Genomic DNA, 13,295 nt, shown 5'->3' on the forward strand with positions numbered 1-13,295 from the left:
ATGGACGCATTGCTGCAATTCGTCGGGGATTGGGGACATGCCCTCGCTGCCGTGCTGTTCGCGGCGCTGGGAATATTCCTACTGCGGCGCCGGGACGAAGCTGCCGAGCCGCGCCTGCTGGCTGTTGCGCTGCTGCTGACCTCCTGCTGGGCGCTCTACGTCTCTTTCGGCGGGGTGGACAAACCGCTGTCCGGCATTGCCGAAAGCATCCGGAATGCCGCATGGTTGCTGCTGATGTTCGTGATGCTCCGGCGCGGCCCGGTGCGGCCGGCTGACGCGATGGTTGCCGTGGCGGCGGTCTATGCCGCGGTCGCAGGCCTCATCCTGCTGCAGACTTTCACGGATCTGAGCTGGCGGCAGCTTTCGCCGTTCAGCGATCTGCACAGGGCACTGGTCACCTGCTCGCTGATCCTCCGGATGATGACCGCTATCGGCAGCCTTGTGCTGGTCCATCATCTCTATACCGCCTGGCCTTCACGCGAGCGGGGAAGGGTGGCGCTGCTCTTTGGTGCACTGGCGGCGATGTGGACCTATGACCTGATGCTCTACGCGCTCTGCTACATGGCGCCGCAACGGGTGCAGGAACTCTACGCCCTGCGCGGGCTGCTGATGGCACTGCTGGCGCCCGCAGTGGCGGTGGGCATGCGCAAGGACATGGCAGGGCGGCTGCAGCTTTCCCGCACGCTGACCTTCCAGTCGCTCTCGCTGGTCGCGGTGGCGCTCTACGTCATCGTGCTCACTGCGGGAGCAGTGCTCATGGATATCATCGCTGGGCCCTATGCCCGCGTGGTGGAGATCGGCGTGGTGTTCTTCACGGCGGTGACTGCACTGGTCGTGCTTCCTTCGCCGCAGTTGCGCGCCCTGTGGAAGGTGCAGGTCGCGAAGCATTTCTTCCAGCACCGCTATGACTATCGCACCGAATGGTTGCGTTTCGGCGAGACCATTGGCCGCGCGGGCGCTGATGCCCCACCGCTGGGCGAACGCGTCGCAAAGGCGGTGGCGGACATCACTGATTCCCCCGGCGCGTTGCTGCTGCTGCGCGATGAGGGGGGAGCCCTGTCGTTCGAGATGCAGTGGAACTGGACGGGACCGCTGCCTACGGGGGCCGTCGTGCCCGCGTCGGTCGCAGCGATCCTGGAGGCGAGCGGCTGGATCCTTGACATCGACAAGGCGAAACGCGGCGAGGCGAAGATCGAGGCGCCGGACTGGATGCGCGACGAACCGCGTGCTTGGGCACTGGTGCCGCTGGTTCATTTCGGCCGGTTGATCGGGGCGATCCTGCTTGCGCGGCCGCCGGTCGACCGGCGCCTCGATTGGGAAGACTTCGACATGCTGCGCGCGGCCGGGCGGCAGGCCGCAACCTATATCAGCGAGGCGCAGGGTCAGCAGGCGCTGGACGACGCACAGCGCTTCGACGAGTTCAATCGCCGCTTCGCCTTCATCATGCACGACGTCAAAAATCTGGTCAGCCAGCTGTCGCTGCTCGCCCGCAATGCCGAGCGCCATGCCGACAATCCGGAATTCCGCGCCGACATGGTGCTGACGTTGAAGGAGTCGGTCGGGCGGATGAACGAGATGCTCGCGCGCTTGTCGCAGCATAACAAGGCGCGCGCCGAGGAGCCCCGGCCTATGGACCTGCGCGCGGTGGCGGAGCGAGTGGCACAGGCGCGGTTGCGTCAACATGCCGTGCACGTCACGGGCGATGCTCCCGCTGCCATGGCGGACCCGGTGCGGGTCGAGCAGATCCTGATTCACCTGGTCCAGAACGCCATCGATGCCAGTGCGCCCGACAGCCCCGTCGAACTGCGCCTGTCGCGCGAAGCGGACGATGCGCTGGTCGAAGTGATCGACCGCGGCAGAGGCATGACTGCAGAATATATACGACGCGAGCTGTTCAAGCCCTTCTCTTCGAGCAAGGCAGGGGGCTTCGGTATCGGCGCGTTCGAGGCGCGGACGCTGGCCGAGGCGATGGGCGGCCGTATCGAGGTCGAAAGCAAGCCGGGCATGGGGAGCCGCTTCACGCTGCGCCTGGTGCCAGCGCCGGAGGGTGTGCTGAAGGAGAGACAGGGGAAGGCTGCCTGATGAGCGACACGCGACCCAAATTGCTGATCGTGGAGGACGATCCTGGCCTGCAGCGGCAGCTGCGCTGGGCCTATGAAGAATATCAGCTGTTCATCGCGGGCGATCGCGAGGAAGCAATCGAGATGCTGCGTGCCGAGGCACCCGACGTGGTGACCCTGGACCTTGGCCTGCCGCCCGATCCCGACGGAACCAGCGAGGGCTTCAAGACGCTGGCCGAGATATTGCGGATCAAGCCCGGTACCAAGGTTATCGTGGCATCGGGCCATGGTGCGCGGGAAAGCGCGCTCAACGCCATTTCGGGCGGTGCCTATGATTTCTACCAGAAGCCGGTTGATATCGACGAACTGGGATTGATCGTGCGCCGCGCGTTTCACGTCCACGCGCTGGAGAGGGAGAATGCGCGGCTCGCGGAGACGGCGCCCGAGGAAGGGAGAGTGCTTGGCCGTCTCATCACCGCCGCACCCGAGATGATGAAGGTCGCGCGGACCATCGAGCGGGTGGCGAGCGCGGACGTGTCGGTGCTGCTGCTGGGCGCGAGCGGAACGGGTAAGGAACTGCTGGCGCAGGGGTTGCATGACGCCAGCCCGCGCCGGGGTGACGCCTTCGTCGCGATCAACTGCGCCGCTATCCCGGAGACGCTGCTGGAATCCGAACTGTTCGGGCATGAGAAGGGTGCCTTCACCGGTGCGGTCAAGACCACGCCCGGCAAGATCGAGCTGGCACAGGGCGGCACGCTGTTCCTGGACGAGGTGGGAGACATACCGTTGGCGCTGCAGGTCAAGCTGCTGCGCTTCCTGCAGAACCGCGTGATCGAGCGAGTAGGCGGGCGCCAACCGATCCCGGTCGACACCCGGATCGTCTGCGCGACGCATCAGGATCTGGAGGCGATGATCGCAGGGGGCACCTTCCGCGAGGATCTCTACTATCGCCTGGCTGAAATCGTCGTGCGTATCCCGGCCCTCAAGGAGCGGCCCGGCGATCCGGCACTGCTGGCGCGGCATTTCCTCCACCGCTTCGCCAAGGAGATGAACCCGCAGGTAAAGGGGCTGGCGCCGGACGCGCTCGCAGCGCTCGACGCCTGGGTCTGGCCGGGCAATGTCCGAGAGCTAGAGAACCGTATGAAGAGGGCGGTCATCATGGCGGACGGCAGGCTTGTCACGGCAGCTGACCTCGATCTGGACGGCGAGCGGGCAGAGGGTGCCGAGGTGGTGAACCTGAAGGCGGCGCGTGAGATGGCGGACCGCCGCGCGATCCGCCGCGCCATCGCCCGCACCGATGGCAATATTTCCGGTGCGGCCAAGATATTGGGGATCAGCCGGCCGACACTGTACGACCTGCTCAAGCAGTATCAGATGCAGGGTCAGGGGTGAGCAGGGGGCGCCTGATCCTTCTCGCTGCGGTGGCGCTGCTGCTGCTTGGCGGAGCCGCCGTCTGGCAAAGGCTTGCGGCCGAGCGCGATGGCAGCGCGCCGCTGGAGCGCGGCACCGCGGCGCTGATGAAGGGGGACATGCGCACGGCGCGCGTGGAACTGATGAACGCGATCAAGGTCGACCCTCGATCGGTCGCGGCGCGAATGGCACAGGCGCGCGTGTTGGTGGCGCTGGGCGACGGAGCGGGCGCGCAGGCGGAACTGGTGCGGGTACGGCAGCTCGGCGGCAGAATCGGGAAGACCCGGGCACCGATGGCGCAGGCGCTGCTGTTGCAGGGTGACGCTGATGCGGCGCTCAGGGAGCTGCGGGCCGGTGACATCCCTGCCGAAGACGCCGCTTTGGCTGAACGGGTCGAAGGAGAGGCGAGCGCCGCGAAAGGCGATATGGCGGCGGCGGTAGCAGCCTTTGACGGCGCACTGAGGTTGGCGCCGCGGGACCCCGCCACCTGGATTGCGGCGGGCCGGTTCCGGCTAGCCATCGGTGATCAGGCTGGGGCGATCGGCGCTGCGGACGGCGCCGTCGCGATCGATCCCAACAATGCGCGGGCGCTCACTCTGAGAGGCGAACTGACGCGAGATCAATATGGGTTGAAGGCCGCCTTGCCGTGGTTCGAACGTGCACTGGCTGCAAGCCCTGACGACATGTCGGCTTTGACGGCCTATGCCGCTACTCTGGCGGAGTTGGGAGAGGCAAGCCGGATGCTGAGTGTCACTCGCCGCATCCTGGCGCTGGACCCCGGCAATGCGCGCGCATGGATGATGCAGGCGGTGATGGCTGCGCGGGCGGGCCGGGACGATCTGGCCCGCGCACTGCTGGACCGTACGCAGGGCCGGCTGGATGGCGAGCCGGCGACCATGCTGTTACGCGGCGTGCTGCAGCTGGAGGAAGGCAATGCCGTGCTGGCGGTCGAGGCGCTGGCGCCGCTGGTGGCGCAGCAGCCGGAAAACCGCGCCGCGCGGGTGCTGCTCGGCAGGGCTTATCTTGCCGGGGGTGATTATGGTGCGGCGGCGGCAGCGCTGGCGCCGCTGGTGGCGCAGCGTGATGCAGACCCCTATGTGCTGACGCTTGCCGCCCGCGTGCAGGAGCAGTTGGGCAATCGGCGCATGGCCCAGGACATGCTGGCGCGTGCCGCCTGGCCGCAACGTCCTGCCACCGACATATTCGCCAGCGCGCAGGATGCCGGTCTTGCAGCAGGCGCGCCTCCCCCGAGCTTTGCGACGGCATGGGACAATATTCCCTACATCCGCGCCATGCTGCGAAGTGGCCGTGCCAGCGAGGCAGTAGACCGGGCAGCTCTGGTGGCGCGGGCCAACCCTGGCGCGCCGGCGGCGCAGATCGTGCTAGGCGACGCACTGGATGCCGCGGGGCGATTTACCGAAGCGACAGAAGCTTATGAGCAGGCTGCCAATATTCGCTTTGGCCGCGACGTGGCGCTGCGGCTGGCCGCTGCTTGGGGCAAGGCCGGTAATCCGGCGCGCGGAGTGCGGGTGATGCGTCTCTATCTCGCGCAGAATCCCAATGATATTGTGGCGCAACGGCTGGCCGCGGCTGTCGCGATGCAGGCGCAGGACTGGCGCGGCGCGTTGCGTCTGCTGAAAGCCATAGAGGCGCAGATAGGCGGGCAGGATGCGTTGCTGATGACCGATCTGGCCCGCGCCTCCCTTGAGACGGGAGACGGGGCGGCTGCGCGGGCCTATGCAGCCCACGCCTATCGGCTGCTGCCCATGAGTCCCGCCACCGCCGATATCTTCGGATGGACTCTGCTCCGCACGGGGAGGAGGAATCAACAGGCCATAGATTTGCTGGAAAAGGCGGCGGCATTGGCGCCCGGACATCCGACTCTGCAACTCCATCTCGGCCAAGCCTATGCCGCGATGGGACGGCGCGGCGAAGCGAAGCTGGCGCTCGCTCGCGCTGCTGCCGTGCCAGGTTTCGCGGAACAACGGCAGGCGCGGGAGGCGCTGGCGGCTTTGTGAGATACCGGCCCCGCCGCCATGTGACGGCGGGCCGGCATTCCTGCGTCAGGCTCGCAGGTCGAAGCGATCGGCGTTCATCACCTTCGTCCAGGCCGCGATGAAATCGGCCACGAACTTTTCGGCCGCGTCCGCCGATGCGTAGACTTCCGACAACGCACGCAGCTGCGAATTGGAACCGAACACAAGGTCCGTGCGCGTAGCCGTCCATTTTTGCTCGCCGGTGGAGCGGTCGCTGCCGACGAAGACCTCGTCGGCATCATCATCCACCTGCTTCCACGCCGTGCCCATGTCGAGCAGATTGACGAAGAAGTCGTTGGAAAGCTGCCCCGGGCGGTCGGTGAACACGCCGCGTGGCGATCCGCCATGATTGGCGCCCAGCACCCGCAGGCCGCCGACAAGCACCGTCATCTCCGGTGCGCTGAGACCCAGCAGTTGGGCGCGGTCCACCAGCAACTCCTCCGTCGGCACGTTGAAGCGGACCTGGAGATAGTTGCGGAAACCGTCCGCCTTGGGCTCCAGCGGCTCGAAGCTGTGGGCGTCGGTCTGCTCCTCGCTCGCGTCGCCGCGACCGGAGGAGAAGGGGATGCTCACCTCGTGACCGGCCGCCCTGGCCGCCTGCTCGATGCCGACATTCCCGCCGAGCACGATCAGGTCCGCAATGCTGACATCGTCTTCGAAGCTGGCTTGGATGCCTTCATAGACCGCCAGCACGCGGGCAAGCTCAGCGGGCTCATTCACATCCCAGTCCTTCTGCGGCGCCAGGCGGATGCGGGCGCCGTTGGCGCCGCCGCGCTTATCCGATCCGCGGAAAGTCGCGGCGGAAGCCCAGGCTGTCTTGACCAACTGTCCGATGCTGAGCCCGGACGCAGCGATCCTGCTCTTGAGTGCGGCGACATCCGCTTCGCTCAGCACCGGACCCGGCGGGACGGGATCCTGCCAGATCAGATCCTCGGCAGGGACATCGGGGCCAAGATAGCGCACCTTCGGCCCCATGTCGCGGTGTGTCAGCTTGAACCAGGCGCGGGCGAAGGCGTCGGCGAACTGGTCGGGATTGGCGTAGAAGCGCTCGGCAATCTCCCGATATTTGGGATCGACCTTGAACGCCATGTCGGCGGTCGTCATCATCGTCGGCACGCGCTTGCCAGGGCTGTGCGCTCCGGGCGCCATGTCTTCCGGCTTTTGGTCCTTGGGCTGCCACTGCCAGGCGCCCGCCGGGCTTTTCACCAGCTCATAATCATAATCGAGCAGCATGCGGAAATAGTTCATGGACCATTGGATCGGGGTGGGTGTCCATGGTCCTTCCAGACCGCTGGTGATGGTATCATCCCCGATGCCGCTTTCATGCCCACTTTGCCAGCCGAGGCCCTGTTGCGCGATGTCGGCGCCCTCCGGCTCTGCGCCGACCTTGGAAGCGTCGCCTGCTCCGTGGCACTTGCCGAAGGTATGGCCGCCCGCGGTCAGGGCCAGCGTCTCCTCATCGTTCATCGCCATGCGGGCGAAGGTTTCACGGATGTCGCGGGCCGATTGCACCGGGTCGGGCACGCCGCCCGGGCCTTCGGGATTGACGTAGATGAGGCCCATCTGGATCGCGGCCAGTGGGCTTTCCAGCACCATTTCCTTGTCGGGCTGGATGCGTGTCTCATTCCCCTCCTGTCCGACCCAGAACTCTTCGGTGCCCCAGTAGATGTCCTTCTCCGGTTCGAAGACGTCCGCACGGCCCCCGCCAAAGCCGAACACCGGCCCGCCCATCGATTCGATTGCGACATTCCCGGCAAGGATCAGCAGGTCTGCCCAACTGAGCTTGCGGCCATATTTCTGCTTGATCGGCCAGAGAAGCCGGCGCGCCTTGTCCAGGTTGGCGTTGTCGGGCCAGCTGTTGAGCGGCGCAAAGCGCTGCGTGCCCGAAGAGGCACCGCCGCGACCGTCTCCAGTGCGGTAGGTGCCGGCCGAATGCCAGGCCATGCGGATGAAGAAGGGGCCATAGTGGCCGTAGTCGGCGGGCCACCAAGGCTGACTGTCGGTCATCAGCGCGGTCAGGTCGCGCTTTACCGCTGCGAGGTCCAGCGTCTTGAACTCGGCGTCATAATCGAAATCGTCGCCCATCGGATCGCCGCTCAGCCCATTCTGGTGCAGGATGTCCAGCGACAGCTGGTTGGGCCACCAGTCGCGGTTGGTCCGCCCCAGCAGCGATCGCATTGCCAGAGGCTGTTTGGCGGGATCGTTCAGCGGGCTGCCACTCGTTTTCGCATCCATTTCTCGACTCCTCTCAGACCAAAGTAGGGGAAGGATAAACCCCGGTCTGGCGCCGGAGAAATGATCTTCGTCGGTCAAGTAGAATTGGAAAATCGATCAGCGGTGGGCAATCTGAAACGGAAAAAAGGCGCGGATGACCCGCGCCTCCCCATCAAATCCGGTGTTTTTTAGTAAGTCAGCGAGCCTTTGCGCTTGCCGTCCGGAGCGTCACGGTGCCGTTGGCGGCGTGGTCCGCTATGGCTCCGGCCTGGGCGGTCTGCGGGTCCTTGCCTTCCAGGATCGCCGCGATCTGGCGGGCGCTCGGTATCTTGTCATAAAGGCCGTAAAGGTCGGTCTGCCCGACCGAATGGATCGACAGACGATAGCCACCCTTCCCGGCAGGATCCACCGCGAGCAGGGTGCCCGCGTCGTCCACCGGCACCAGAATCGCACCGCCCTGCACGCCTGCCTGCTGCAGCATGTCGTAATGCCCTTCGGCGGTTTCCACGGCGCCCCGAACGCACAACCGTCCTGCGCCGCCATGCGGCACCGACAGCGTGGCGGTTTCGGTGACAGGGGCCGCGCTCGTCAGCCGGGCATCGGCTCCGTCGGTCACTGGGCAGGGAGCAAATTCTGCCGGAGCGGCTGCATGCAACGACTGCGGATCGTCGAAGCGGAGCGCAGCCAGCATGCTGTCTAGTCCTGCCAGCACCTCCTTGCGCCGTTCGGAGGGACCGGTGACGCGTAGCTTCACCATCCAGCGTCCAGCGTGGACAAAGGCGGCGCCAGTCGTCAACGCTCCATCCGCGGCATCGTCATAGACCGCGCGGATCGCCGTGCCCTGTCGACCGCCCGCGGCCGCCCCGGCATAAGCGGTGCGGCGGGTCTTGGTGCCGAAACGCTCCATCACCGCCTTGTCGGTCATATAGGCCGCCAGCGCCGCATCGGCGTAGCTCGGCATATAAACGTAGAGCGTGGCCTGGATGGCCCCGTCTTCCGACAGATATTGGGCGTAATTGTCCACGCCCTTGCCGCCGTTCGACAGCTCGCCGCTTTTGGAGAGCGACAGGCCGGCGATCGTCTGCGGTAGGGCTATGCCGGCCGCGTTCGCGCGCAGGGCCGTGTCGGTCGGTGTCCAGGCTTCCACGTCCTGCGCCATCGCAGGCGCGGAAAAGGCCAGCAGGGCCGGCAGCAGGGGCAGGGCGAAACGCCGCATCGGTCATCCTCTCTCGATCAGACCGTCTTGTCGCGGCCTTGAACACAAGAGAACAGACTTACGGGCTTTCCCGCCGTGCGCAAGCGCCTTTCATCAGGCTGCGGGTGGAATCTGCCCCGGATAATGGGGCAGGTCGGGGTCGAAATGCGCCCAGCCCGGCGCCTCGTCCGTCCAGATGATCGCCTCGGGACCCTTCAAATCCGGATCATCGAGCGCGCCGGCACGGATGAAGGTCAAATGTTTGCGGGTTTCGGCGATGCTGAACAAGGGCGTTCCACATTTCGGACAGAAGCCGCGCTGCATCGGGGTACCGCTGTCGGCAACACTGGCATGCCAGCGGACCTCCCCGGTGGTCGAGACCTTGTCGGAGGGAAAGCAGACGTTCACCGTCGCGGTGCCGGCGCCCAGATACTGGCACAGCCGGCACCAGCATGCGCGGGCAGCCACCGGTTCGGCGTCGATCATGATGCGCACCTGCCCGCATAGGCATCCGGCTTCATGTGGCATATGGGCTCCTGGAGAAAGAGAGGCTGTTTGAGATCAATCTACCGTCCCTGCCGACGGTTCATGAAGGCCAGTCGTTCGAACATCATGATGTCCTGTTCGTTCTTCAGCAGCGCGCCATGAAGCGGCGGAATGGCCTTGGCAGGATCGCTGGCCTGCAGCGCGTCGAGCGGCATGTCTTCGTTCAGCAGCAACTTCAACCAATCAAGCAACTCGCTGGTCGAGGGCTTCTTCTTCAGGCCCGGCACCTCTCGGATGTCGTAGAAGATGTCCATTGCGCGGCTGACGAGAATTTTCTGGATGCGGGGGAAGTGGACGTCGATGATCGCCTGCATCGTCTCGCGATCCGGGAACCGGATGTAGTGAAAGAAGCAGCGACGCAGAAAGGCGTCGGGCAGTTCCTTTTCATTATTGGAAGTGATGATGACCACCGGCCGTTCCTTGGCTGCGATCGTTTCCCCGGTTTCGTAGACATGGAAGGCCATGCGGTCGAGTTCCTGCAACAGGTCGTTGGGGAACTCGATGTCTGCCTTATCGATCTCGTCGATCAGCAGAACCGGCAGGGTGGGAGAGGTGAACGCCTCCCACAGCTTGCCCTTGCGGATATAGTTGGAGATGTCGTGCACGCGCGGGTCGCCGAGCTGGCCGTCCCGAAGACGCGCCACCGCGTCATATTCATAGAGACCCTGGTGTGCCTTGGTCGTCGACTTGATGTTCCATTCGATCAGCGGAGCACCCATGGCTTTGGCGATCTCCTGGGCCAGCACAGTCTTGCCGGTGCCGGGCTCACCCTTCACCAGCAGCGGACGCCGCAGCAGCACGGCGGCGTTGACCGCGACCTTCAGATCATCCGTAGCAACATAATCCTGTGTGCCTTCAAAGCGCATCGGCTGGTTCGCTTTCCTTCAAGTCCTGCCGGACTAGGAAATGCGGCAAAAGGGCGCAATGTGTTTTCACGCCGTATTTTGGGCCCTGCGAATTAGCGCTGGCGCGTGCGGAGATTGGCGCGGGCCTGCAGCAGATCCCACAAGCCGCGATGCTGGGCGAGCAACTGGCGTGCGCCGAACTGGATGGCACGGGAAATTTGTTCGTCGCGGCCGATGGCGCGTGCGACCTCCAGCGTCGCAGCGCGATCCGGCAGGGTGCATGAATAGGGTTCGATGCCTGCGCGCACCGCCGCCATGTCGAGCACATGCCGCACAGCGCGCCAGTCGAGCACCAGCGCCATCGCCGCGCCCATTGCGCAGCCGCGCCGGTCGGACTGGGCGAGCATGTCAAGCGCGTGGCGCTGCTGGTTGACCACCGGTTCGCAATCCGCCTGACCGGTCGTGCTGGGCGCAGGCCCCACGGCAACCGTTACCTGGGTCAGATAGGCGCGCTCGCGCGCAAAGGCGTCGGCGGCGAGTATGAGCCATTCGCGCGCGGCGTTTTCGGCTGATCGCGTAGCGGCATGATCTATGATCCCCGGATGGCGGCCGTGCAGCAGGCAAAGATAATAGGCAGCGTCGGCCAGGTCGGAAAGGGATAGCAGGCCACCTGGCGTGGCGCTGATGCCCGCGCTCTGGGCATAGACGTGCGCGCCAGTGCCGTCGGCCGCAACCAGCGCTTCCAGAATTCGCGGAATATGGCCAAACTGATAGCGTGGTGCCGCTTCGCCCATCGTCAAACCCCTGTCTGCCGCGCGTCGCGGTTCGTCACGAACGATATCCTATGGCCAAGCGGGTAAACGGGGAGTTTACACCCGACGAAAAAGGGCGGCCGGAAGCCGCCCTTTCCACGTCGCGTGAGGAGCGCATTATTGATCGAGGAATGATCGCATCTTCCGGCTGCGGCTGGGATGCTTCAGCTTGCGCAGCGCCTTCGCCTCGATCTGGCGGATGCGTTCGCGGGTCACGCTGAACTGCTGGCCCACTTCCTCCAGCGTGTGGTCGGTGTTCATGCCGATGCCGAAACGCATGCGCAGCACGCGTTCCTCGCGCGGGGTGAGGCTCGCCAGGACGCGGGTGACCGTTTCCTTGAGGTTCGCCTGGATCGCGGCGTCCACCGGGATGATCGCGTTCTTGTCCTCGATGAAGTCGCCGAGGTGCGAATCCTCCTCGTCGCCGATCGGCGTTTCGAGCGAGATCGGCTCCTTGGCGATCTTCATCACCTTGCGCACCTTCTCGAGCGGCATGCTCAGGCGCTCGGCCATCTCCTCGGGCGTTGGCTCACGGCCCTGCTCGTGCAGGAACTGGCGGCTGGTGCGGACCAGCTTGTTGATCGTTTCGATCATATGGACCGGGATACGGATGGTCCGCGCCTGATCCGCGATCGAGCGGGTGATCGCCTGCCTGATCCACCAGGTCGCATAGGTGCTGAACTTGTAGCCGCGGCGATATTCGAACTTATCCACGGCCTTCATCAGGCCGATATTGCCTTCCTGGATCAGGTCCAGGAACTGCAGGCCGCGGTTTGTATATTTCTTCGCGATGGAGATGACCAAGCGCAGGTTCGCTTCGACCATTTCCTTCTTCGCGATGCGTGCTTCGCGTTCGCCCTTCTGCACCATGTTGACGATGCGGCGGAATTCGCTGAGCGACATGCCTGTCGCCTGGGCGATTTCGCTCACCTCGTTGCGGATGCGCTCGACCGCGCGCGCCTCTGCGGCAGCGAAGGCAGCCCACTTCTTGTCGAGGCCGCTCACCTTGTCGAGCCAGCCGTCGTCCAATTCATGGTTCACATAACGATCGAGGAAATCCTTGCGGCTCACCTTGTGACGCTCCGCCAGACGCAGCATCTGCCCGCCCAGCGCGGTCAGGCGGCGGTTGTAGGCGTAGAGCTGGTCGACCAGATATTCGATCTTCTGCTGGTGGAACTGGACGCTCTCGACCTCGGCAGTCAGGCTCTCGCGCAAGGCCTGGTAATCGTCCTCATCCTTTTCGCTCAAGGTCTCGCCATTGGCCATGGCGGCCATGCGCGCTTCCTGCGCCAGGGAGAAGGTACGGAAAATCTCAGTGATGGCGGCGAATTTTTCCAGCGCCATCGGCTTTAGGGTCTCTTCCATCTGGGCGAGGGACAGCGTGTTGTCTTCCTCGTCCTCTTCCTCCATCCGGCGGGCGCGGCGCTCGGTCAGACCATCCTCATCCTCGTCGGAATCGGCAGCCTCCTCTTCAGGCTCCTCCTCTTCCTTGAAGCTGGGGCCGGCGGTCTTCTCGCTGATCTCGCCGTCATCGTCCTCGGCGCCTTCCTCCAGGCTTTCCGGGGCAGGATCCTTGGAGAGCATCGCGTCGAGATCCAGGATCTCGCGCAGCTGCATCTCGCCATTGTTGAGCGCGGTCGACCATTCGATGATCGCGTTGAAGGTCGTGGGACTTTCGCACAGGCCCAGGATCATCGTGTCGCGACCTGCCTCGATGCGCTTGGCGATCGCGATCTCGCCCTCGCGGGAGAGAAGTTCGACGGCGCCCATCTCGCGCAGGTACATGCGCACAGGGTCGTCCGTGCGGTCGACGGTTTCCTTCTTCTTCTCGGTCACCGGCCGCGGCGAGCCATCTTCCTCTTCCATCGAGTCGGATGTATCGTCGTCGCTATCGTCGCGCTGGTCGTCGCCGTCCTCGCTGGCTTCCTCATTCTCGACGATATTGATGCCCATCTCGTTGAGGGCGGCGCTGATGTCCTCGATCTGGTCGGAGGACATCTCGCCCTGGGGCAGGGCGTCGTTCAACTCGTCATAGGTGATGTAGCCGCGTTTCTTCGCGCGGGCGATCAGCTTTTTGACCGACGCCTCGTTGAGGTCGAGCAGCGGCGCATCGCCGGTATCCGTATCCTCGCCCGCACCCTTGCCGTTCGCCTTCGTCGCCATCTATTCGCCTTAAC

General features: G+C 64.8%; 9 protein-coding genes. 3 read left to right on the forward strand and 6 right to left on the reverse strand.

All coding sequences use genetic code 11. The annotated features are described in order from the left end of the window. Genes prsK through M529_RS42285 form a run of 3 tightly spaced genes read left to right on the forward strand, consistent with a single transcriptional unit; the run spans position 1 to position 5,488 of the window. Positions 1-2,082 (forward strand): XrtA/PEP-CTERM system histidine kinase PrsK, encoded by a 2,082-nt coding sequence (gene prsK, locus M529_RS42275; protein ID WP_031295323.1) that lies wholly within the window; start codon positions 1-3, stop codon positions 2,080-2,082. Then, positions 2,082-3,452 carry a PEP-CTERM-box response regulator transcription factor gene (gene prsR / locus M529_RS42280; protein ID WP_021319274.1) on the forward strand — a complete coding sequence of 457 codons (1,371 nt, stop codon included), beginning with the start codon at positions 2,082-2,084 and terminating at the stop codon, positions 3,450-3,452. The genes prsK and prsR overlap by 1 nt, the downstream gene beginning before the upstream one ends. Then, positions 3,449-5,488, forward strand: a complete 2,040-nt coding sequence (locus M529_RS42285; protein ID WP_021319275.1) for a tetratricopeptide repeat protein — start codon at positions 3,449-3,451, stop codon at positions 5,486-5,488. The genes prsR and M529_RS42285 overlap by 4 nt, the downstream gene beginning before the upstream one ends. A gap of 45 nt (positions 5,489-5,533) precedes the next feature. Here the strand turns inward: M529_RS42285 and katG are convergent, their stop codons facing one another. The 6 genes from katG to rpoD all read right to left on the reverse strand — a co-directional run bounded on the left by katG (position 5,534) and on the right by rpoD (position 13,281). Next, on the reverse strand, positions 5,534-7,741 hold the full coding sequence (gene katG, locus M529_RS42290; RefSeq protein WP_021319276.1) for a catalase/peroxidase HPI: 2,208 nt from the start codon (positions 7,739-7,741) through the stop codon (positions 5,534-5,536). Positions 7,742-7,916: 175 nt separating this feature from the next. Next, a complete protein-coding gene (locus M529_RS42295) occupies positions 7,917-8,936 on the reverse strand; it encodes a hypothetical protein (RefSeq protein WP_021319277.1) in 1,020 nt (339 codons plus the stop codon). Positions 8,937-9,029: 93 nt separating this feature from the next. After that, complete coding sequence (locus M529_RS42300; protein ID WP_021319278.1) at positions 9,030-9,443, reverse strand: GFA family protein; 414 nt, start codon at positions 9,441-9,443, stop codon at positions 9,030-9,032. A gap of 38 nt (positions 9,444-9,481) precedes the next feature. Continuing rightward, positions 9,482-10,327 carry an AAA family ATPase gene (locus M529_RS42305; RefSeq protein ID WP_021319279.1) on the reverse strand — a complete coding sequence of 282 codons (846 nt, stop codon included), beginning with the start codon at positions 10,325-10,327 and terminating at the stop codon, positions 9,482-9,484. A 92-nt stretch (positions 10,328-10,419) separates the two neighbouring features. Further along, positions 10,420-11,100 (reverse strand): DUF6975 family protein, encoded by a 681-nt coding sequence (locus M529_RS42310; RefSeq protein ID WP_021319280.1) that lies wholly within the window; start codon positions 11,098-11,100, stop codon positions 10,420-10,422. 135 nt (positions 11,101-11,235) lie between these two features. Next, complete coding sequence (gene rpoD / locus M529_RS42315; protein WP_021319281.1) at positions 11,236-13,281, reverse strand: RNA polymerase sigma factor RpoD; 2,046 nt, start codon at positions 13,279-13,281, stop codon at positions 11,236-11,238. Positions 13,282-13,295 lie beyond the last annotated feature (14 nt).

It is taken from the genome of Sphingobium ummariense RL-3, assembly GCF_000447205.1.
Lineage (GTDB): Bacteria > Pseudomonadota > Alphaproteobacteria > Sphingomonadales > Sphingomonadaceae > Sphingobium > Sphingobium ummariense.